This window comes from Sphingomonas sp. (genome assembly GCF_042096255.1).
Classification (GTDB): Bacteria; Pseudomonadota; Alphaproteobacteria; order Sphingomonadales; family Sphingomonadaceae; genus Sphingomonas.
In genome coordinates this window covers 19,537-41,169 of sequence record NZ_JBELLZ010000007.1, presented here as the reverse complement: position 1 = coordinate 41,169, position 21,633 = coordinate 19,537, and the positions used below count along the sequence as shown (strand labels likewise).

Genomic DNA, 21,633 nt, shown 5'->3' with positions numbered 1-21,633 from the left:
CGCGTCACGGCGGCGGGCGTAGCCGCGGCGCAGTTATCGCGGCGTTAAATGCTGGCGTGGCAGGGGCGCGGCCGATGCGGATCCTCCATGTCCTCGATCACGGCCTGCCGCTCCAGAGCGGCTACACCTTTCGCACCCGCGCGATCCTGAAGGCGCAGGAGGCGCTGGGCTGGACGGTGGCGGCGGTGACCGGGCCGCGGCACGGGCACGCGCCCGCCAGCGAGGTGGTGGACGATATCGCCTTCCATCGCACCGCGCCGGTAACGCCGCGCCGCTCGCCTTTGCTGGAGGTCACCGAGATCGCGGCGTTCGCACGGCGGATCGATGGGGTGGTGGACGCGTTCCGGCCCGACCTGCTCCATGCGCATTCGCCGGTGCTCGACGCGCTAGCCGCGCTGCGGGTGGCGCGGCGGCGCGGGCTGCCTCTGGTGTATGAGATTCGCGCGTTCTGGGAGGATGCTGCCGTCGGCAACGGCACCGGGCGCGAGGGCTCGGCCCGCTACCGGGCGACGCGGGCGCTGGAAACCTGGGCAGTGCGCCGCGCCGATGCGGTGGCGGTGATCTGCGAAGGGCTGCGCGGCGACCTGGTCGCGCGCGGGATCGCGGCGGACAAGATCCTGGTGTCGCCCAACGGCGTCGACATGCACCTGTTCGGCACACCCGCGCCGCGTGACGAGGCGCTGGCGGCGGAGCTGGGGCTGACCGGCAACGTGGTCGGCTTCATCGGCAGCTTCTACGATTACGAGGGGCTGGACGACCTGATCGCGGCGATGCCGATGCTGGTGGCGGCGCGGCCGGAGGCGCGGTTGCTGCTGGTCGGCGGCGGGCCGATGGACGCCGCGCTGCGCGCGCAGGCGGCGGCCTCGCCCGTCGCCGAGCGGATCGTCTTCACCGGGCGCGTGCCGCACGGCGCGGTGGAACGCTATTACAGCCTGGTCGACGTGCTGGCCTATCCGCGCAAGAAGATGCGGCTGACCGACCTGGTCACGCCGCTGAAGCCGCTGGAAGCGATGGCGCAGCGCAGGCTGGTCGCCGCCTCCGACGTCGGTGGGCATCGCGAGCTGATCCGCGATGGGGAGACGGGCACATTGTTCGCAGCGGACGATCCGGCGGCGATTGCACGAGCGCTGGCGGACCTGTTCGCCGATCACGCCGGCTGGGAGGCACGTCGCGACCGCGGGCGCGCGTTCGTCGAGCGCGAGCGTAACTGGTCGTCAAACGTCTTGCGCTACCAACCAGTCTATCAGCGGCTGGTCGCCGCGCGTGCGAGTGCCCGATCATGATGCTTCGTCTGCCCCGCCAACTGCCTGTGATCGCCGCCGCCGGTACATTGGCGGCGCTGCTGGTCGCGATCCTGCCCGAATGGCGGCTGGTCGCGCTGGTGGAGGGGCTGGGGCTGCCCTCGATCCTCTCCGCCGCGCGGCCCCCCCTCGGCATGACCGCGCGGATGCTGCTGGCTCTCGCGATCGGCGCGCTGGCGGGCGGCGGGGCGTTCGTGGCGCTGCGGATGGCGCTGCGGCGCGTGCCCACGGCCCGCGAGGATGGCGTCCCGGTGCTGCGCCGCGCCGACGCGCATCCCGATGCGCCCGCACGGCGCCCGATCCGCGCGATGGAGGACCTTGGCGATCCGCTGCCGATGCGAACGCGTGCGATCCTGAAGCCGGGATCCGATGATGCCGAGCGTACCTTGCCCGCTGATCTCGATACGCCGCTCGCGGCGATGGATCCGGGCGCAATCCTCGCCGCGCCGCAGGAACCGGTCCGCCCGGTCGCGCCGCTCGCCCGGCCGGCGAAGATGGCCGAGGACGCGTTCGAACTGGTGCCGATCCGGCGCGCAACCAAGGTGCGGGAGCGCGAGCCGATGCCTTCGACCGTCGCCGGCCTGATCGAGCGGCTGGAGCGCGGCGCAGCCAACGGGAGCCGGCCGCAGCCCAGCGCCGAGGGGCTGGGGGCGCTGCGCACGCTGGCGGTGCGCTGAGGCGCATGCCGCGTTCGGCCTAACTGACGTCTCGGCGGGGACGGGGCTTAGCATCGGACCGCTCGCAACTGGGCCCCGGCGCATGCCGGGGAGGTGGAAGTCGGTAAGGCTGGACCTCTCTCAGCAGGCGTCGATTACAAGGGCGCGGAGCGTCATCGCCCGTCTTCCTTCGACCACCAGATCGGCGACACAGCCGTCGGGGAGCGGGAGGTCCATCTCCGGCAAGGCCGCCAAGAAGGCGTCGAGTGCAGGGGTGGCTTCAGCGGCGCCCAGCAGCACGTGCCGCTCGCCCACGAACAGCGCACTTGCCCAAGGGACCGACGCCGTCAGTGTCCAGGCGATCTTCACGCTCGCGGCCAAGCCGGCGCGTTCGAGCGCGCGCACCAGTCGGCGGCTGGGATCGGTGCGGCGCATCACCAGCCCCGCGCGGACAGGAAATTGTCCACCTTGCCGGCAAGGTCGGCGCGAAGGGCGCGGCCGCCGCGCAGGTCGTCGATCAGGCGGGGATCGCGCGCCACCTCGCGACCGAAGCGCGTGCGCGGCGTGCCGGTGTGACGCAGGTAGCGATCGATGCGGATCAGCAGGGGCGAATAGGACATCAGCGACTCCGTGGGCGGAACGACGTTCTTGTTCTGTTCGCTTTCCAACTTGTCTAGGATTTTTTCCTACGCTACTGCGGCGGCATGACGGAGGTGCGCGACATGCTGGCCCGGCTTGCCGGCGCGCGCGGGGAGAGCCTCGCGGCTCTCTCCCGTCTGCTCCGCCGCAATCCCGCCTATCTCCAGCAGTTCGTCCAGCGGGGCTCGCCGCGTCGGCTCGCCGATGACGACATTGCGACGCTCGCCGATCATTTCGGGGTCGAGCCGTCGCTGCTGGGCGGCGCTGCCGCCGCCGATCTGGTTGCAGTGCCCTATCTGTCGGTCCGCGCCTCGGCAGGGCGGGGGCTTGCGGCGGAGGGCGAGGCGCTGATCCGCACCGAGCCGTTCGCGCGGAGCCTGTTGCGCGAAGCAGGGATTGCGCCGGCAGACGCGTCGATGATCGCTGCCGAGGGAGACTCGATGGAGCCGACGATCCTGTCCGGCGACCGGCTGCTGGTCGATCGCAGCGACCGGGGCGTCCGCGATGGTGCGATCTACGTCGTCCGGCGCGACGAGGCGCTCAGCGTCAAGCGGCTGGAGCGGGACGGCGCGGCGCTGCGGCTGGTCAGCGACAATGCCACCTTTCCGCCGGTGCGCGTGCCGCTTGCCGAACTGGCGGTGATCGGCGCAGTCAAGCTGCTGATCCGCCGCCCCGCCTGAGGCGTCAGCTCTTGAGGCGCCAGCCGGTGCGGAAGATCACCACCACCGCCACCAGGCAGGCGAGCAGGAAGGCCAGCGTCACCGCCAGGCTGACCGCCACCGCCACGTCGCTGGTGCCGAAGAAGGTCCAGCGGAAGCCGTCGATCAGATAGGCGACCGGGTTGAACAGGGTGACGGTGCGCCACGGCTCGGGCAGCATGCTGATCGAGTAGAAGGCGCCGCCGAGGAAAGTCAGGGGGGTGACGACCAGCAGGGGGATGACCTGCAACTGCTCGAATCCGTTGGCGAGGATGCCGATCACGAAGCCGAACAGGCAGAAGGCGACCGCGACCAGCACCAGATAGCCGAGCATCAGCAGCGGATGCGCGACCGGCAGGTCAACGAACAGATGGGCGGTGGCAAAGATGATCAGCGCGATCACCAGCGACTTGGTGGTCGCGGCGCCGACATAGCCGAGCACCGTCTCCAGCGGCGAGATCGGCGCGGACAGCAGTTCGTAGATCGTGCCGGTGAACTTGGGCATGTAAATGCCCAGGCTGGAGTTGAGGATGCTTTCCGAGAAGATGGTGAGCAGCATCAGCCCGGGCACGATGAACGCGCCATAGGGCACGCCGTCGATCTCGCCCATCTGCCGCCCGATCGCGGAGCCGAACACGACGAAATAAAGCGAGGTGGTGATCACCGGCGTCGCCAGGCTGGTCCAGATCGTGCGCATGAAGCGCGCCATCTCGAACCAGTAGATCGCGCGGATGCCGTTCAGGTTCATGCCTTTTCCCCGACCAGGTCGACGAAGATGTCTTCGAGCGTGGAGCGCGAGGATTCGAGGTCGCGAAACTGGATGTTCTCCGCCTCCAGCCGCCGGAGCAGGGCGGGGATGCCGGTGTCCTCCGCCTGCGCGTCGAACACGTAGCGAAGCGTGCGGCCCTCGTCCTCCAACGTCAGATCCCAGTCCGACAGCGTATCAGGTACGGCCGCGAGCGGCTCGATCAGGGTCAGCTTCATCTCGCGCTTGCCGAGCTTCTTCATCAGCGCGGCTTTGTCCTCCACCAGGAGAAGCTCGCCGCCGCGGATCACGCCGATCCGGTCGGCCATCTCCTCGGCCTCCTCGATATAGTGCGTGGTGAGGATGATGGTGGCGCCATTCTCGCGCAGGCGGTGGACCAGCTTCCACATGTCGCGCCTGAGGTTGACGTCGACGCCCGCGGTGGGCTCGTCGAGGAACAGGATATCGGGCTCGTGCGCCAGCGCCTTGGCGATCAGCACGCGGCGCTTCATCCCGCCCGACAGGTCCTTGATCGGCGTGTCGCGCTTGTCCCACAGCGACAGGTCGCGCAGCACCTGCTCGATATAGTCGCTGTGGCCCGATCGCCCGAACAGGCGGCGCGAGAACTTCACGGTGGCGAGCACGCTCTCAAAGGCGTCGGTGGCGAGCTCCTGTGGAACGAGACCGATCGCGCGGCGGGCGGACTTGTAGTCCGCGAGTGCGTCGTGACCGGCGACGGTGATCGTGCCGGCGGAGGGCGTGACGATGCCGCAGACGATGCTGATCAGCGTCGTCTTGCCCGCGCCATTGGGCCCGAGCAGCGCGAAGATTTCGCCGCGGCGGATGTCCAGGTCGACCGGCTTCAGGGCGACCGTGCCGTCCTTGTAGGTCTTGGAGACGCCGGCGATGGAGAGGATCGGGTCGGTCATGCGGATGCGGCCGTTACAGCGGGCGCGGGGCAGGGCAAGCATGATCTGGGTTGGGGGCGGCGAAGCCCGCCTTCAGCGTGCCCGCGCCGCCGCAACCGCTTCCTTGAGCTGGTCGAGCGGCAGCGCGCCGCTGACCACCCGGTCGCCGATCACCCAGCTGGGCGTGCCGGACATGCCGAGCCGTTGCGCCGTCTCCAGGTTCTGCGCCAGCTCGCGATCCGCGCGCGCGCTGGGCTTCGACAGGTCGACGCCCGCGGTGCGCGCGGCGGCGGCGATGCTGGCGGTGGTGACGCGGCCGCCGGCGTAGAGCGCCTGGTGGAAGCGCGCGAACTTGCCCTGCTCGGCAGCCTGGATCGAGGCGCGGGCGGCGTCGCGGCTCGACGGTGCCAGCACCGGCAGCTCGCGATAGACGACGCGCACGTTGGGATCGGACTTGATCAGCTGGTCGATGATCGGCAGCACCGCGCGGCAATAGCCGCAATTATAGTCGTAATATTCGACCACGGTGACGTCGCCCTTGGGATTGCCGGCCCAGGCGCTGCCCACCGGCGTCTCGATCGCGCGGCGGCTGCCGGCGACGATCCTGCCGGTTTCGCGGTCGCGCAGCCGCTGCATCGCCTGCGGAATCACGTCAGGATTCGCTAGCAGATAGGCGCGCACCTCCGCGCCGATCCGCGCCTTGTCGACCGGGCCCAGCTCGCCGGGGGCGGCGCGCTCAGCCAGCCAGGTGCCGCCCGCGCCGAACAGCGCGCCGAGGAGGACGAGGCCGAGCAGCATGAGGCGGCTCACCGTTTGAACTTCTTGGGATTGTCTTCCATCTCGTTCTGCGCGGCCATGGCGATATCCTGTGCGCGGATCCAGTCCGGCGTGTTCTGCGGAATGCCGCCCAGCGCGAAGCGCGCGCTCTGGAGCGCGGTGCGGGTGTCGCCCATCATGCTCGCACGCTCGGCAGTGGCGAGCGCGGCGCGCGGCTCGTCGCCGGTGCGCTCATAGACAGTGCCGAGCTGGAGCCAGGCGAAGGGATTGTCGTCGTCACGCGCCACCGCGGTGCGCAGCACACCCTTGGCTTCATCGAAGTTTGCGGTTTCGTCGGTTTGGATCAGCGCATGACCCAAAGTGGTGGCGATCAGCGGGTTGTTGCGCGATTCACGCAGGGCAGTGCGCAGCGGAACCACCGCGTCTTTCGGCCGGCCCGCCTCCAGCAGGATCTGGCCCTGGATCTCGAGGAAGTACGGGTCTTTGGGTTTCGCCTGTACCAGCGCTGCCGCCTCGGCATCGGCTTTGTCGGGATAGCCGGCACGGTGATAGGCATAGGCGCGCGCGTAATGCGCATAGAGCGTCTGGTTGGTCGCGGGATATTTCTGGAGCGCCTGCGCCGGGTCCATCAGATAGCCGTCCAGCTTGGCCTGGACGCGCTTGAACCGCTCCTCCCAATCCTGGTTGAGCGGCTTGGCCCAGGCGGGGGACTTCTCCATCGTCTCGGTCAGGTTGGCGATGCGCTCGGCCGAGACCGGGTGATCGAGCATGAACTCCATCTTGCGGCCGATGCCATAGCGATATTCCATCGCCTGGAGCGTCTTGAAGAAGTTGAGATAGCCTTTGCCGCTGATCCCGGCGGCGTTGAGATATTTCGCGCCGGCCGCATCGGTGGACGCTTCCTGCTGGCGCGAGAAGGCGAGGTACTTGCCCATGCCGGCCTGCTGGCCTGCCGCCATGATGCCCGCGCCCGCCTCGCCCGCACCCGCCGCCACCGCGGCGAGGCCGAGCACCAGCGAGATCAGCGTCACTCCCATCGCTTCCTGATAGCCGCGCGACCCGAGCACGACATGGCCGCCGGCGATATGGCCCAGCTCGTGCGCGATGACGCCCTGCACCTCGTTGGCGGGCTTGGCGTCCTGGATGGTGCCCGAGTGGAGATAGACGACCTGGCCACCGGCGACGAAGGCGTTGATCTCGCCGTTGTTGATCAGCACCACCTTCACGTCGCGCGGGTTGAGCCCGGCCGCCTTGATCAGCGGCGCGCTCATGTCGGCGAGCAGCGCCTCCGTCTCGGCATCGCGCAGGATCGATTGCGCACGGGCGGGCTGCGCGGCGACGAGCAGCGCCAGCACGAAGGCGGCGAGCAGCTGCCGCAGGGACGCGCGGATCATGGTCGAAACTTCCCCATCCTCGCGCATGTGCGGCAGCGTGCCTGAACCTCGCCTTAGTTGCCGAAGGTGCGCTGCCACCAGCCGCGGCGCGGCGCCTCGGTACCCTCGGCGGGCTCCTCGGTGGTGTCAGCGGCCGCGGGCTCGGGCGCGTCGCTGAAGATCGGCGCGATCGGCTCGGCCGGGGCCTCCGCTGCCGTCTCGGGGGCGACCGGCGGAGTGGCCTTGCGGCGGGTGCGCTTGGGCTTGGGCGCCTCGACGGCTTCGGTCGGCTCGACGGGCGCCGGCTCGGCAACCACCTTGACCGGCTCGGCGGCAGGGGTCTTGCGGCGGGTGCGCTTGGGCTTGGGCGCCTCAACGACCTCGGCGGGCGCATCGGCGACCGCGAGGTCGGCGTTGCCGGCCGGAGCCACTTCGGCGGGTGCCTCCTCGACCGTGGCGGCGGGACGACGGCGCGAGCGCGAGCGCTTGGGCGCGACCGGCTCCTCAATCGGAGCCTCCGGCGCCGCCTCGGCGACGGGCGCTTCCTCCGCGACCGGCGCCGGCTCGCTTACCGGTGTCTCGTCGGCAACGGGTGCTTCCTGGACTTCCACGCTGTCGCCGGCGACCGCCGCTGCTTCGCCCGAGCTACGACCACCGCGACTGCGGCGGCTGCGACGACGACGGCTGCTGCTGCTGCTCTCCGACGCTTCGGCGGCGGGCGCCTCGTCCCCGGCCATCGGCTCGGGCAGGTCGGCGACCGGCTGTTCGCCGACCATCTCGGCGACAGGCTCGTCCGAAGCCTCCCCGCCCTCGGCATCGGCGTCCTGCGCCTCGCCGTTCTGCTCGTCGGTGCGCGAGCGACCGCGACGGCCGCGGCGGCGGCGGCGCTTGCGGCTCGATCCGCTTCCCTCACCCTCGGCAGGAGCGGGACGCGCCTCGGCCTCGGCAGCCTCCTCGATCTCGTCTTCCTCCTCCTCGTCGATCTCGTCCTCAATCTCCAGATCGGGCTCGTCCGGCTCGACGATCGGCTCGAACTTCGGCGCATAAGCGGGCGGCGGGCCGGAGGCCTCGACGCTCATCCGCGCGCCTTCCTGCTCGCCGTCCGGGATGATCTCGACCTTGACGCCGTAGCGATCCTCGATCTCGGCGATGTCGGCGCGCTTGCGGTTGAGCACGTAGATCGCGGCTTCCTGGCTGCACCGGAGCGTCAGCAGCGAACCGCGGCCGCGCGCCGCCTCGTCCTCGATCATGCGCAGCGCCGAGAGGCCGGCGGAGGAGGCGGTGCGGACTAGGCCGGTGCCCTCGCAATGGGGGCAGGCGCGGGTGGACGCTTCGAGCACGCCGGTGCGCAGCCGCTGGCGGCTCATCTCCATCAGGCCGAAGGAGGAGATGCGGCCGACCTGGATGCGGGCGCGATCGTTCTTGAGCGCCTCCTTCATCGCCTTCTCGACCTTCCGGACGTTGGAGCCATTGTCCATGTCGATGAAGTCGATGACCACCAGGCCCGCCATGTCGCGCAGGCGCAGCTGGCGCGCGATCTCCTGCGCCGCCTCCAGGTTCGTGGCGGTGGCGGTCTGCTCGATGTTGTGCTCGCGCGTCGAACGGCCCGAGTTGATGTCGATCGAGACGAGCGCCTCGGTCGGGTTGATGACCAGATAGCCGCCCGATTTCAGCTGCACCACCGGATGGTACATGGCGGCGAGCTGGTCCTCGACATGCGCGCGCTGGTAGAGCGGCACCGCGTCCGAGTAATGCTTCACCTTCTTGGCGTGGCTGGGCATCAGGAGCTTCATGAACTCCTTGGCCTGGCGATAGCCGTCGTCGCCCTCGACGATGACCTCGTCGATGTCCTTGTTGTAGATGTCGCGGATCGCGCGCTTGATCAGGTCGCTGTCGCCATAGATCAGCGCCGGCGCGGAGGAGGACAGGGTCTTCTCGCGAATGCCGTCCCACAGCCGCGCGAGATAGTCGAAGTCGCGCTTGATCTCGGTCTTGGTGCGCTGGAGCCCGGCCGTGCGGACGATGCAGCCCATCGACGCCGGCAGCTGCAGCTCCGCCATGATTGACTTCAGCCGCTTGCGGTCGCCCGCGTTGCTGATCTTCCGGCTGATGCCCCCGCCGTGCGAGGTGTTGGGCATCAGCACGCAATACCGGCCGGCGAGCGACAGATAGGTGGTGAGCGCCGCGCCTTTGTTGCCGCGCTCTTCCTTGACCACCTGGACCAGCAGCACCTGGCGGCGGCGGATCACGTCCTGGATCTTGTAGCGGCGGCGCAGATTCATGCGGCGCTGACGCAGCGCCTCCACCTGGTCGTCGTTGACGGTGGTGGCGCGCGGCGCGTCCCCCGCTTCATCCCCAATCTCGTCCTCGCGGCCTTCGCGGGCAAGCTCGACCTCGGGATTCTCGCCACCCTCATTCTCGAAGCGTTCGACGGCGTCCTCGTCGGAATGGTCCTCCGACTCGTCGTCATCCTCGTCCTGCGCGGCGCGCAGCGCGGCTTCCTCGGCAGCGTGCTCGGCCTCCTCGCGCAGCAGCGCCTCGCGGTCCTCGCGCGGGATCTGGTAGTAATCAGGGTGGATTTCGCTGAAGGCCAGGAAGCCGTGGCGGTTCCCGCCATAGTCCACGAACGCCGCCTGCAGCGACGGTTCGACGCGCGTCACCTTGGCGAGGTAGATGTTGCCCTTGAGCTGCTTGCGTTCGGCGGACTCGAAATCGAACTCTTCGATGCGGTTACCCTTGACGACCGCCACGCGGGTTTCTTCCCGGTGGCGTGCGTCGATCAGCATGCGCATGGTCATTGATGTATCTCCGGACGCGCGGCGCGCCGATGTGCGTCGGCCGCGCGTGATCATAGGGGCGCGGCATCGGTGCCGCGCGAGAGGATGGAAATGCCTTCGTCCGTGTCGCACGCGACGGCGCGCAGCCGTGCGCTGATCCCGCAGCCGCGCTGCCGCCGGCCTGGGCCGTGCGGGTCAGCGAGCGGGAGAAATGCGGCATGAACGTCAACCTGAAGGCCGCACCGGCGGACGCCGGCGGGGCGGTGGACCGGTAAGCGCGACCAATCGCATCGTTCCGGTTCCACAAGGAGATAGCATCGCGTCGCGGCCACAGCAACTGGCAGAGTTCCGCCGCCATGGCCGGCAGAAACATGCCGAACGGGAGATTAACCCTGTCCGCCAACCGTGACTTGACCCCCGCCGGCTAGGCAGGCCGGACCAGGGGTAAAGGGTTGCGTTTCACCATGGTGTTCACTTCGGCCGCAAGCGTGCGGACGCGGTTTTTGCGCTGGACGCGGATAGCGTCGGCGCGGCAGGGGCGGCGCGTGTCGGTGCTGCTGGCCCTGTTCGCGATGCTGCTGGGTACGCCCGGATGGGCGGCGACGGTGCAGGATGTGGAAGTCTCGGGCAATCGGGTGCTGGTCCGCTTCGACGAAGCGGTGACCCGCGCCTCGGCGTTCGTGCTGGATGCGCCGCAGCGGATCACGGTGGACGTGGACGGCGCGCAGCCCGGCCGGCCCACCGATGGCGACGGCGTGGTGACGCGGGTGCGCCAGGGCTGGCGGGGCAGGGACGGCGCGCGCGTCGTGCTCGACCTTGCCCGGCCGATGGTGGTGGCGGGCGGACGGCTGGAGGATGACGGCCGCACGCTGGCGCTGACCCTCAGGAAGGTGGACGAGGACGGCTTTCGCGCCGCCAGCCTGGCGCGGCCGCTCGCCTTCCTCGGCTTCGGACCGGCCCGGCCCAAGTACAAGCTCTCCATTCCGGTGCCGCCCGCCAAGAAGCTGCAACTGCCCGAGGTGCGCGGCGACGACAGCCGGCCTTTGGTGGTGATCGATGCCGGGCACGGCGGGGTCGATCCCGGCGCGATCAACCCGGAGACGGGGCTGCGCGAGAAGGACGTGACGCTCAAAATCGCGCACGCGATCCGCAAGGCGCTGCTCGACACCGGCAAGGTGCGCGTCGCGCTGACCCGCGAGGACGATCGCTATCTGGTGCTGCGCGAGCGGTTCGGCATCGCCCGGCGGCTGCGCGGCGACCTGTTCATCTCGATCCACTGCGACAGCGCGCATGCCGATGCGACCGGCGCCTCGGTCTATACGCTGTCGGAGGTCGCTTCCGACAAGGAAGCCGCGCGGTTGGCGGCGCGCGAGAACAAGGCGGACGTGATCGCGGGGGTCAACCTGGACGAGGCGGCGGACGTGTCCTCGATCCTGATCGACCTCACCCAGCGTGAGACGATGAACCAGTCCGCCGGCTTCGCCCGCCTGCTCGGCCGCGAGGCGCCCGAACTGATGCCGACCAAGACGAACTTCCATCGCATGGCCAGCCTGATGGTGCTGAAAGCGCCCGACATGCCCAGCGTGCTGTTCGAGACCGGCTATATCTCCAACCCCGGCGACGCCGCCTTCCTCGACAGCCGCGACGGCCGCGACCGCGTGGCGGAAAGCGTGGCACGCGCGGTGGAGGTGTTCTTCGCACGCCGGCTGGGCGGCGGGCAGATGGCGGCGCGGTGATCAGGTAGAGTGCAGCCAGTTGACGAGGCGCAAACCGCCGACGCGCTCGAACTCGCGCAGGTTGCCGGTTACCAGCGTTGCATTGATGGCCAAGGCGTGTGCGGCGATCAACACGTCATTGCCGCTGATCGGAGTGCCCTGGCGCTGAAGCGCCGCGCGGACGGAGGCGTAGTGTCGGTCCGCATCATCTGAAAACGGCAGGATCGGTATACGCGCCAGCACAACTTCCAGTTGCCGTGCGATGCGTCGTGATCCGGAGCGTTCCGCGCCGAACCAGAGTTCCGCTGAGACGATGATGCTGGTCACGATCCGGTCCTCGCCAGCCGCCGAGATGGCTGAAGCGACGACACCTTGAGGGTTGCGGACCAGATCGGACACGACGTTCGTGTCCAGCAGGTAGATCATAGATGCACGTCGTCGAGAGGCAGATCCTCGATCTGCCCGAACTCCTCTTCGATCGGATCAAGGGTAGCGAGCAGTTCCAGCAACGAGGCAGGTTTCGCCGGCTCGATGATCAGCCGATCGCCCTCCTTGCGGATGCGTGCCTCGGTGCCGGGCAGCGCGAACTCGCGCGGGATGCGGACAGCTTGGCTGCGCCCGTTGCGAAAGAGCTTAACGATTCGCTCGGGATACATGCGTGCCTCCTGTGATAGGCCATAGCATAGGCCGACCTCGCCTGCATCCCCCCATGACGTGAGCGCTCCCGCTTCCCCCGCGCGCCCAACCTGCTAAACGCGGGCGCCTAGGTATGGCGTCCTCTCCCGATCCGATCCCGTCCCCGCGGCGCTTCCGCTTCTCCGGCCTGTGGCGGCGCTGGTGGGTTAAGGCACTGGCCGTGCTCGCTTTGCTCGCCGTTGCCGCATATGGCGTGCTGTGGCTGCTGGTGATCCGCGACCTGCCGTCCGTCGACCAATTGCGTACCTATGAGCCGCCGCTGCCCACCAACGTGCGCAGCACCGACGGAACGCCGATCTATTCCTATGCGCGCGAGCGGCGGGTGGAACTGTCCTATGCCGAATATCCGCCGCTGCTGGTGCGCGCGTTCCTGGCGGCGGAGGACAAGACCTTCTTCGAGCATCACGGCGTCGATTATCCGGGCCTTGCCGGCGCGGTGGTGGATTATGCCAGCAAGATCGGCACCGGGCGGCGCGCCAAGGGCGGCTCCACCATCACCCAGCAGGTCGCCAAGAACCTGCTGATCGGCAACGCCTATTCGCCGACCCGCAAGCTGAAGGAGGCGATCCTCGCCTGGCGGATCGAGGATACGCTGAGCAAGCCCCAGATCCTGGAGCTGTACCTCAACCAGATCTTCCTGGGCCGCAACGCTTATGGCGTCGAGGCGGCGGGCCATGCCTATTTCGACAAGGAACTGGACGAGCTCAGCCTCGCCCAGATGGCGTATCTGGCGATCCTGCCCAAGGGCCCGGCGAATTACGATCCGTTTCGCAATACCGATCGCGCGCTGGAGCGGCGCAATTGGGTGCTGGGCGAGATGCTGCGCAACGGCTTCATCACCGCCAGCCAGCAGCGCGAGGCGGTGGCGCAGCCGATCGGCGCGATCACCCGGCGCACGCCCAAGTTCGAGCGGATCGGCGGCTATTTCGTCGAGGAGGTGCGCCGCCAGCTGATCGACAAGTTCGGCGAGAGCGCGCGCGACGGGCCGTTCTCGGTCTATTCGGGCGGGCTGTGGGTGCGCACTTCGCTCGACCCCAAGCTTCAGGAATATGCGCAGGAGGCGCTGCGGGCGGGGCTGTTGCGCTATGACGGCGCGCGCGGCTGGTCCGGGCCGCTGAAGCAGGTCGAGATCGACGGCGACGCCTGGCAGAGTGCGCTGCTCAATACCAACATCGCGCTCGACCATGCGGACTGGCGCGCCGCCATCGCCATCGCGCGGGAGGGCGATGCCTGGCAGATCGGCTTCGCCGATGGCGAGACCGGCACCCTGCCGCGCGGCAATGCTCTGATGCCGCAGCGGGGCACCGCGACGCCCGCCTTTGGCGCGATCGAGCCGGGCGACATCATCGCGGTGGCGCCGTCCGGCGGGCAATATGCGCTCCGCTCCGTGCCGCGCGTGTCGGGCGCGTTCGTGGTGGAGGAGCCGGCGACGGGCCGGGTGCTGGCGATGCAGGGCGGATTCGACTCCACCGTGCAGTCGTTCAACCGGGCGACGCAGGCGATGCGGCAGCCGGGATCGACCATCAAGCCGATCGTCTATTCGGCGGCGCTGGAGCGCGGGATGACGCCCGCGTCGATCATCGTCGACGGGCCGTTCTGCGTCTATCAGGGCGCGCGGCTGGGGCAGAAGTGCTTCCGCAACTTCTCGGGCGGGGGATCGGGCCCGCACACGATGCGCTGGGGCATCGAGCAGTCGCGCAACCTGATGACGGTGCGCGCGGCGGCGACCACCGGCATGTCCAATGTCGTCAAGCTGATGAAGGACATGCAGATCGGCGACTATTCGCCGTACCTGTCCTTCGCATTGGGCGCGGGCGAGACCACCGTCAGCCGCATGGTCAACGCCTATTCGGTGCTCGCCAACCACGGCCGCTGGCATGCGCCGAGCCTGATCGACTTCGTGCAGGACCGCCACGGCAAGGTGATCTGGCCGGAGAACTGGCGCGCCTGCGATGGCTGCAACATGCCCGAATGGAACCGCAAGGCGATGCCGCGCCCGCCCTTGCGCGGCAAGCAGGTGGTGGATGCGATGACCGCGTTCCAGATGGTGCACATCACCGAAGGCGTGATCCAGCGCGGCACCGCCACCGTGCTGCGCGACCTGAAGCGCCCGATTTTCGGCAAGACCGGCACCAACAACGGGCCCACCGACGTGTGGTTCATCGGCGGCACCCCGCAGATGGTGGCGGGGCTGTACATGGGCTATGACACGCCGCGGAACCTGGGCGGCTATGCCCAGGGCGGCACGCTGGCGGCGCCGATCTGGAAGGCCTTTGCCAAAAAGGCGTTCGAGGGCGTGGAGGTGCTGCCGTTCCGCGCACCGGCCGGCATCCGCATGGTGCGCATCGATCGCGGCAGCGGGCGGCCGGTCTATGGCACCTGGCCAGGCTTCGAGGAGGCCAAGCCGGCGGTGATCTGGGAAGCGTTCAAGCCGCAGAGCGAAGGCCGCCGTGCGCCGCGCCGGACCGGGCCCGCGCCGGCCCCGTCGGCCACTGCCGCAGCCAAGCGCGCCGCACCGGCGGACAGCGATTTCTTGCAGAGGGAGGGGGGGATTTACTAAGTCCCGCCTCTTGCTTTTGCCGCGACGCCCCTGCGCGCCGTGGATGTTTCCTGGAGAATACCCATGCGCGCCGAGGCGCAAGCCCATGTCGACACGATCAACGAGGCGCTGGCGCTGCTGCGCCGCTTCCTCGACTGGGATCGCGCGCTCCGCCGCCTCGACGAGCTGAACGCCCGCGTCGAGGACCCGACCTTGTGGGAGAAGCCCAAGGAGGCGCAGGACGTGATGCGCGAGCGGCGCCGGCTGGACGAGGCGATCAGCGCCACCCGTGCGATCGAGCGCGAGCTCGCCGACACGGTCGAGCTGATCGAGATGGCCGAGGCAGAGGGCGACGAGGAGATGGCGTCCGAAGGCGCTGCCGCGCTCGCCCAGCTCGCGGTGCGTGCGCAGGGCGACAAGGTGAAGGCGCTGCTCGCCGGCGAGGCGGACGCCAACGACACCTATCTGGAGATCAACGCCGGCGCCGGCGGCACCGAAAGCCAGGACTGGGCCGAGATGCTCCAGCGCATGTACACGCGCTGGGCCGAGCGCCACGGCTACAAGGTGGAACTGATCGACTACCACGCCGGCGAGCAGGCGGGGATCAAGTCCGCCACGCTGCTGGTCAAGGGCGAGAACGCCTATGGCTATGCCAAGGTGGAGAGCGGCGTCCATCGCCTCGTCCGCATCAGCCCCTACGACTCCTCGGCGCGGCGGCACACGTCGTTCAGCAGCGTCTGGGTCTATCCGGTGATCGACGAAAACATCGACGTCGAGATCAACGAGAGCGAACTGCGCATCGACACCTATCGCGCGTCGGGCGCGGGCGGGCAGCACATCAACACCACCGATTCCGCGGTGCGCATCACCCATTTGCCGACCGGCATCGTGGTGCAGTGCCAGAACCAGCGATCGCAGCACAAGAACAAGGCGGAGGCGTACAACCAGTTGCGCGCGCGCCTGTACGAGCGTGAGCTGGCCGAGCGCGAGGCGGCGGCGAATGCGCAGAACGCCACCAAGACCGATATCGGCTGGGGGCACCAGATCCGCAGCTACGTCCTCCAGCCATATCAGCTGGTCAAGGATCTGCGTACCGGCGTCACCTCCACCGCGCCGAGCGACGTGCTCGACGGCGACCTCGACGACTTCATGGCGGCGGCCTTGTCGCAGCGGGTGACGGGCGAGGCGGTCGAGGTGGAGGACGTGGAGTAAGGTGGGTCCTCACCCTCACCCTTCCGCCGACTTCGTCGGCTCCCTCCCTCTCCCGTCTGGAGAGGGAAGAGGCGCGAAGCGCCGAAGGGTGAGCGCGATGTGCTTGCTCGCGTTCCTGCTCACGGCTTCGTGCGACGGCTCCAAGCCGCTGATCAAGCCCAAGGTGGAGGAGCCCGGCCCGTTCCCGCAGGCCGACCGCCCGGTCGCCACCATCATTTCCGATCGCTGGTCCAACGAGGAAGCGCGCGACCGGCTGAACGAGGCCGGCGAGGTGATGCGCAAGGCGCGCATCGACAAGGGGATGACGGTCGCCGACATCGGTGCGGGCGAGGGCTATTACACCATCCGCCTCGCGCAGAAGGTGGGCAAGGACGGCCGCGTGCTCGCACAGGACATCGTACCGGAGGTGCGCGATGCACTCGCCGAGCGCGTGTCGCGCCAGCGGCTCGAGAATGTCAGCGTCAAGCTGGGCACGCCCGCCGATCCGAAGCTGCCCGAGAACAGCTTCGACCGGGTGTTCATGGTGCACATGTACCATGAGATCGCGCAGCCCTACGAATTCCTGTGGAGGCTGCGGCCGGCACTGAAGCCGGGCGGGCTGGTGGTGGTGGTGGACGCGAACCGTTCGACCCAGAACCACGGCACGCCCCCTCTACTGCTGCGCTGCGAGTTCGCGGCGGTGGGCTACACGCAGGTGGGATGGGAGGAGATGCCGTCGGCGGGCGGTTATCTCGCGACGTTCCAGCCGTCAGGGTCGCGGCCGGAGCCGGCGGCGATCCGTGCGTGTGCGATGGGGCGTTAGTCCGAACCGCCGTTCACCCTGAGCGAAGTCGAAGCCTGTCCTGAGCGCCTGCCTTGACAGGCAGTCGAAGGGGGCAAGCGCAACACCCGCCAAGTGCTTCGACTTCGCTCAGCACGAACGGAGAGAATTCGGCGTGCCTCACGCCGCCAGCGCCGGTGCCCTTTCCCGGATCAGGTCCGCCGCTTTCTCCGCGATCATGATCGTCGGCGCGTTGGTGTTCGATCCCACCAGGGTCGGCATCACCGAGGCGTCCACCACGCGCAGACCCTCCAGCCCGCAGACGCGCAGCCGCTCGTCGACCACCGCCATCCTGTCCCCGGCCGCGCCCATCTTGCAGGTGCCGACCGGGTGGTAGATCGTCTCGGCGGTGGCGCGCACCCAGGCGTCGATCTCCGCGTCGCTCTGCACCGAGGCACCTGGCGCGTATTCGCTGTCGCGATAGGCGTCGAAGGCGGACTGGGCGGCGATGTCGCGGCCGATCCTTACGCACTCCCGCAAGGTACGCCGGTCGACCTCGCTGGCGAGATAATTGGCGAAGATGCGGGGGTCGGTGAAGGGATCGGCGGAGGCGACCTCGATGCGGCCGCGGCTTTCCGGGCGGAGCTGGCAAAGGTGGAAGGAGAAGCCGTCCTTCTTCACCCGCTCCTTGCCGTGATCCTTCATGATCGCGAGCACACCGTGAACTTGTACGTCGGGACGGGAGAGCCCCTCGCGCGAACGGACGAAGGCGCCAGATTCGAGAAACTGCTGCCGGCCCATGCCGGTGCCCTTGAACAGATATTGCAGGCCGACGCCGATCTGCTTCAGTCCGCGCGTTGCCGAAAAGGCAGTGAGCAGACCGCGGCACTGCCAGCTCATGATGATGTCGAGATGATCCTGCAGGTTCTCGCCGACGCCGGGCAGGTCGTGCACCGGGGTGATCCCGACATGGCGCAGCCGCGCCGGATCGCCGATGCCGGAGAGCTGGAGGATTTGCGGCGATTGCACCGCGCCGGCGCAGAGCAGGGCCTCGCCCGCCACATCGGCGCGGTGGCGCGCCTTGCCGACGGCATATTCCACCGCCGTGACCCGCCCGCGTTCGACGATCACGCCGGTGGTGCGCGCGTTGGTGACCACCGTGAGGTTGGCGCGCTCCAGCGCGGGCCGCAGGTAGGCGGCGGCGGTGGACCAGCGCTTGCCGTCGTTGATGGTGAGGTCGTAGCGGCCGAAGCCTTCCTGCTCGGCACCGTTGAAGTCCGGGGTGATCGGATAGCCGGCCTGCCGTCCCGCCTCGATCAGCGCGTCATGAAAGGGGCTGTCGCTCTCGCCCGCGGAGACGCGCAAGGGCCCGGTGGCGCCATGATGCTCGTCGGCACGATGATGACCTTCCAGCTTGCGGAAATAGGGCAGCACGTCGTCCCATGCCCAGCCGGCGAGCCCCATCTGCCGCCACTCGTCATAATCGCGCGGATGGCCACGAGTGTAGACCATGCCGTTGATCGAGGAGGAGCCGCCGAGCCCGCGACCGCGCGGCCACCACAGGCGCCGGTTGTCGAGATGCGGCTCCGCCTCGGTCCAGAAGCCCCAGTTATGCTTCGACTTCTTCTTGATCAGCGAGCCGACGCCCGCGGGCATGCGGACCAGCATCTCCAGATTGGGCCCGCCCGCCTCCAGCAGGCAGACGCTGGCGGACGGGTCCTCCGAAAGCCGCGCGGCGAGCGTGCACCCCGCCGATCCGCCGCCGATGATGACGTAATCGTATCCTGCCATCGTTCCTCTCCCCGCACTTTGCGTGCTTGTCAGTTCTCCCGTCCGTTCGTGCTGAGCGCAGTCGAAGCACCTTGGCGAGTGCTGCGCATGCCCCCTTCGACTGCCTGTCAAGGCAATCGCTCAGGACAGGCTTCGACTTCGCTCAGGGCGAACGGAGGGTGTATATGGTCATGGCGTGAGCACGAGCTTCCCCACCATATTGCTGTCCCGCATCCTCCCGAACGCCTCCTGCCAGCGATCGAGAGGCAGTTCGGCATGGACGTGCGGGCTGATCTTCCGCTCTTCCGCCAGCCGCCAGATCGCGTCGTTGTTTTCGCGTCCACGCTCCGGAAAGCGGCGGCCGTATTCGCCCGCGCGGACGCCCACGACCGAGAAGCCCTTGATCAGCGGGATGTTGGTGGAAAGGGTGGCGATCCGGCCCGAGGTGAAGCCGACCACCAGCAGCCGGCCGCCGAAGGCGATGCAGCGGGTCGATTCATCGAACACGTCGCCGCCGACCGGATCGTAGATCACCTCCGCGCCGCCGCCGGTGAGGTCCTTCACGGCATCGCGGAACCCGGGCACCGGCACGATCGCCTCGGGATGGTAGAGTTCGCTGACCGTGCGCAGCTTCTCCAGCGAGCGCGAGGTGGCGATCACGCGGCAGCCGAGCGCGTGCGCGAGATCGACCGCAGCGAGGCCGACGCCGCCGGTGGCGCCATGGACCAGCACCCATTCGCCCGGCTGCGCCGCGCCGAGCCGGACCAGCCCCACATAAGCGGTGAGATAGGCGGCGCCGATCGACGCGGCCTCGGCGAAGAACAGGTGCGCGGGCTTGCGGCGGACCGCGGCGGCGGGGACGGCGACCATTTCCGCAAAGCCGCCCAGCCGCGTGCCGGCGACCACCGCCTCGCCGGGCGCGAAGCCCTCGCCGGCGATCACCTCGCCCGCCACCTCCATGCCGGGGGTGAAGGGAAGGGGCGGCTTGAGCTGATATTCGCCGCGGGTCATCAGCAGGTCGGGGTAGTTGAGCGCCGCCGCGCGCACGCGAACCAGCACCTCGCCGTCTCGCGCCTCAGGCTCCGGCACCTCGGCCAGAGCGGTGCCGGACAGGTCCGGCGACAGCGAGGAGACGACGAGGGACCTCATCTCGCAGGCGCGCAGAGGATGGCGATCTGCTCCTCGAACAGGCTCTCCATCTCCAGATAGGGGGCGTGCACCTTGCCCAGCCCCAGCGCCATCAGTGCGTAAGCGCGCACATTGGCCTGATGCTCGGCGAAGCCGGTCGCCATCAGGCAGTCGCGCAGGAACGCCATCAGGATGTCGTCGTGCCGCTCCACCGCATCGCGCGCACGCCCGTCGCTCTCGGCCCAGGCGCGCATGGCGATGGCGAGGCGGCTGCCGCCGCGGCGACGCACAGTATGGCCGAGCAGGCGGATGCGGTCGATCGGGTCGGCGGCGGCGCGGTTGATCGAATCGACCAGGTCGTGGACCTGGGTTTCGGCGTAGAATTCCGCGAGCTTGCCCTGATAGGCGTCGAAGTCCGGGAAATGGTGGTAGAAACTGCCGGTGGAGACGCGCAGCTCGTCCGCCAGCGGGCGCAGCTTCAATGCGCGCAGGCCGCCGCGACGAAGCAGCGACTGGCCCGCCTCCAGCCAGTCGCGCGGCGTGAGATCGGGGCTGCGCACCGGCGAGGGAACGGCTTGGACGCTTGACATCGGGGTCACCATAACGAAGGTTATGCCGGAAAATCGGCGGCGGTAAAGGTGCCGTTCGCCCGAACCATCGGAGAGGGACCTTGGCGGACGCTTATATCATCGATGCGGTGCGCACACCCCGCGGGATCGGCAAGCAGGGGAAGGGCGCACTGGCGCACATGCACCCCCAGCATCTCGCTGCCACGGTGCTCAAGGCCCTGAAGGAGCGCAACAATCTGGACACAGCGGAGGTGGACGACATCATCTGGTCCACCTCCACCCAGCGCGGCAAGCAGGGCGGTGACCTGGGACGGATGGCGGCGCTGGACGCGGGCTATGACGTGAAGGCGAGCGGCACGACGCTGGACCGCTTCTGCGGCGGCGGGATCAGCGCGGTGAACTTCGCCGCCGCGCAGATCATGAGCGGCATGGAGGACCTCGTCATCGCCGGCGGCACCGAGATGATGAGCCTGACCGCCGCGATGAGCGCCGAGGACCAGGCCGCGGGCAAGGCGCCGGGCCTGATGGGATCGGGCAACGAGCGGCTGAACCTTTCCCACCCCCAGTCGCACCAGGGCATCTGCGGCGACGCGATCGCCAGCATGGAGGGGATCACGCGCGAGCAGCTCGACAATGCCGGGCTGGAGAGCCAGCGCAAGGCGGCGGTGGCGATCGCCGAAGGGCGGTTCGCCAAGTCGATCGTGCCCGTCACCGACGATGACGGCAACGTCGTGCTCGACCGCGACGAATATCCTCGGCCGGAGACCACTGCGGAGGGCCTCGCCGGGCTCAAGCCCGCGTTCGCGGCGATGGCGGACTGGCCCTATGACGAGAAGGGCTCCACCTTCCGCAAGCAGATCAACGCCAAATATCCCGACCTCAAGATCGAACATTTCCACCATGCCGGCAATTCGTCGGGCGTAGTCGACGGAGCGGCGGCCTTGCTGCTGTGCTCCAAGGACTATGCCGAGAAGAAGGGCTGGACACCGCGCGCGCGGATCGTCGCCACCGCCAATGTCGGCGACGATCCCACGCTGATGCTCAACGCGCCGGTGCCCGCGGCGAAGAAGGTGCTGGCCAAGGCGGGGCTGAGCAAGGACGACATCGACCTGTGGGAGATCAACGAGGCGTTCGCCGTCGTCTCCGAGAAGTTCATCCGCGACCTGGAGCTGCCGCGCGATAAGGTGAACGTCAACGGCGGCTCGATCGCGCTCGGTCACCCGATCGGCGCCACCGGCGCGATCCTGATCGGCACGATCGTCGACGAGCTGGAACGGCAGGACAAGCGCTACGGCCTGGTCACCATGTGCGCCGCGGGCGGGATGGCGCCGGCGATCATCGTGGAGCGGCTGGCGGCGTAACCATCGAGC

Annotated in this window: 20 protein-coding genes; 8 read left to right on the top strand and 12 right to left on the bottom strand. The window is 68.7% G+C overall.

What is annotated here, in order from left to right; translation table 11 throughout:
* The first annotated feature begins 74 nt into the window (after positions 1-74).
* Positions 75-1,283, top strand: a complete 1,209-nt coding sequence (locus ACFDTH_RS02595) for a TIGR04063 family PEP-CTERM/XrtA system glycosyltransferase (protein WP_375285945.1) — start codon at positions 75-77, stop codon at positions 1,281-1,283.
* Positions 1,283-1,978 carry a hypothetical protein gene (locus ACFDTH_RS02590; RefSeq protein ID WP_375285944.1) on the top strand — a complete coding sequence of 232 codons (696 nt, stop codon included), beginning with the start codon at positions 1,283-1,285 and terminating at the stop codon, positions 1,976-1,978. The genes ACFDTH_RS02595 and ACFDTH_RS02590 overlap by 1 nt, the downstream gene beginning before the upstream one ends.
* A gap of 120 nt (positions 1,979-2,098) precedes the next feature.
* Here the strand turns inward: ACFDTH_RS02590 and ACFDTH_RS02585 are convergent, their stop codons facing one another.
* On the bottom strand, positions 2,099-2,392 hold the full coding sequence (locus ACFDTH_RS02585) for a hypothetical protein (RefSeq protein ID WP_375285943.1): 294 nt from the start codon (positions 2,390-2,392) through the stop codon (positions 2,099-2,101).
* Complete coding sequence (locus ACFDTH_RS02580; RefSeq protein WP_375285942.1) at positions 2,392-2,577, bottom strand: hypothetical protein; 186 nt, start codon at positions 2,575-2,577, stop codon at positions 2,392-2,394. The genes ACFDTH_RS02585 and ACFDTH_RS02580 overlap by 1 nt, the downstream gene beginning before the upstream one ends.
* 84 nt (positions 2,578-2,661) lie before the next feature.
* Here ACFDTH_RS02580 and ACFDTH_RS02575 point away from each other — a divergent pair, with 84 nt between their 5' ends.
* A complete protein-coding gene (locus tag ACFDTH_RS02575) occupies positions 2,662-3,276 on the top strand; it encodes a helix-turn-helix transcriptional regulator (RefSeq protein WP_375285941.1) in 615 nt (204 codons plus the stop codon).
* A gap of 4 nt (positions 3,277-3,280) precedes the next feature.
* Here the strand turns inward: ACFDTH_RS02575 and ACFDTH_RS02570 are convergent, their stop codons facing one another.
* The 5 genes from ACFDTH_RS02570 to ACFDTH_RS02550 form a co-directional block, all read right to left on the bottom strand.
* Positions 3,281-4,042, bottom strand: coding sequence for an ABC transporter permease (locus ACFDTH_RS02570; protein ID WP_375285940.1), 762 nt, complete (start codon positions 4,040-4,042; stop codon positions 3,281-3,283).
* Positions 4,039-4,968, bottom strand: coding sequence for an ABC transporter ATP-binding protein (locus ACFDTH_RS02565; protein WP_375285939.1), 930 nt, complete (start codon positions 4,966-4,968; stop codon positions 4,039-4,041). The genes ACFDTH_RS02570 and ACFDTH_RS02565 overlap by 4 nt, the downstream gene beginning before the upstream one ends.
* Before the next feature lie 72 nt (positions 4,969-5,040).
* A complete protein-coding gene (locus ACFDTH_RS02560; protein WP_375285938.1) occupies positions 5,041-5,757 on the bottom strand; it encodes a DsbA family protein in 717 nt (238 codons plus the stop codon).
* Complete coding sequence (locus ACFDTH_RS02555; RefSeq protein WP_375285937.1) at positions 5,754-7,118, bottom strand: M48 family metalloprotease; 1,365 nt, start codon at positions 7,116-7,118, stop codon at positions 5,754-5,756. The genes ACFDTH_RS02560 and ACFDTH_RS02555 overlap by 4 nt, the downstream gene beginning before the upstream one ends.
* Positions 7,119-7,171: 53 nt before the next feature.
* Positions 7,172-9,895 (bottom strand): Rne/Rng family ribonuclease, encoded by a 2,724-nt coding sequence (locus ACFDTH_RS02550; protein WP_375285936.1) that lies wholly within the window; start codon positions 9,893-9,895, stop codon positions 7,172-7,174.
* A 524-nt stretch (positions 9,896-10,419) separates the two neighbouring features.
* Between ACFDTH_RS02550 and ACFDTH_RS02545 the strand changes: the two genes are divergently transcribed.
* Complete coding sequence (locus ACFDTH_RS02545; protein ID WP_375285977.1) at positions 10,420-11,610, top strand: N-acetylmuramoyl-L-alanine amidase; 1,191 nt, start codon at positions 10,420-10,422, stop codon at positions 11,608-11,610.
* On the opposite strand, the gene ACFDTH_RS02540 is transcribed toward ACFDTH_RS02545, so the two are convergent.
* Entirely contained in the window at positions 11,611-12,015 is a 405-nt protein-coding gene (locus tag ACFDTH_RS02540) for a type II toxin-antitoxin system VapC family toxin (protein WP_375285935.1), read from the bottom strand.
* On the bottom strand, positions 12,012-12,245 hold the full coding sequence (locus ACFDTH_RS02535; RefSeq protein ID WP_375285934.1) for an antitoxin: 234 nt from the start codon (positions 12,243-12,245) through the stop codon (positions 12,012-12,014). Before ACFDTH_RS02535 ends, ACFDTH_RS02540 begins: the two co-directional genes overlap by 4 nt.
* A 113-nt stretch (positions 12,246-12,358) precedes the next feature.
* Between ACFDTH_RS02535 and ACFDTH_RS02530 the strand changes: the two genes are divergently transcribed.
* From ACFDTH_RS02530 to ACFDTH_RS02520, 3 genes are all read left to right on the top strand, one after another.
* Entirely contained in the window at positions 12,359-14,845 is a 2,487-nt protein-coding gene (locus ACFDTH_RS02530; RefSeq protein WP_375285933.1) for a penicillin-binding protein 1A, read from the top strand.
* 63 nt (positions 14,846-14,908) lie between these two features.
* Complete coding sequence (prfB, locus tag ACFDTH_RS02525; protein ID WP_375285932.1) at positions 14,909-16,036, top strand: peptide chain release factor 2; 1,128 nt, start codon at positions 14,909-14,911, stop codon at positions 16,034-16,036.
* A gap of 97 nt (positions 16,037-16,133) precedes the next feature.
* A complete protein-coding gene (locus ACFDTH_RS02520; protein WP_375285931.1) occupies positions 16,134-16,838 on the top strand; it encodes a class I SAM-dependent methyltransferase in 705 nt (234 codons plus the stop codon).
* Positions 16,839-16,976: 138 nt separating this feature from the next.
* On the opposite strand, the gene ACFDTH_RS02515 is transcribed toward ACFDTH_RS02520, so the two are convergent.
* The 3 genes from ACFDTH_RS02515 to ACFDTH_RS02505 form a co-directional block, all read right to left on the bottom strand.
* Positions 16,977-18,587, bottom strand: a complete 1,611-nt coding sequence (locus ACFDTH_RS02515; protein WP_375285930.1) for a choline dehydrogenase — start codon at positions 18,585-18,587, stop codon at positions 16,977-16,979.
* Positions 18,588-18,755: 168 nt separating this feature from the next.
* Positions 18,756-19,715 (bottom strand): NADPH:quinone oxidoreductase family protein, encoded by a 960-nt coding sequence (locus ACFDTH_RS02510; RefSeq protein WP_375285929.1) that lies wholly within the window; start codon positions 19,713-19,715, stop codon positions 18,756-18,758.
* The gene (locus ACFDTH_RS02505) at positions 19,712-20,284 is read right to left on the bottom strand and encodes a TetR/AcrR family transcriptional regulator (protein ID WP_375285928.1); all 573 of its coding nucleotides are present in this window, start codon (positions 20,282-20,284) and stop codon (positions 19,712-19,714) included. The genes ACFDTH_RS02510 and ACFDTH_RS02505 overlap by 4 nt, the downstream gene beginning before the upstream one ends.
* 80 nt (positions 20,285-20,364) lie before the next feature.
* On the opposite strand from ACFDTH_RS02505, the gene ACFDTH_RS02500 reads away from it, so the two are divergent.
* Positions 20,365-21,624, top strand: a complete 1,260-nt coding sequence (locus ACFDTH_RS02500) for an acetyl-CoA C-acetyltransferase (protein WP_375285927.1) — start codon at positions 20,365-20,367, stop codon at positions 21,622-21,624.
* Positions 21,625-21,633 lie beyond the last annotated feature (9 nt).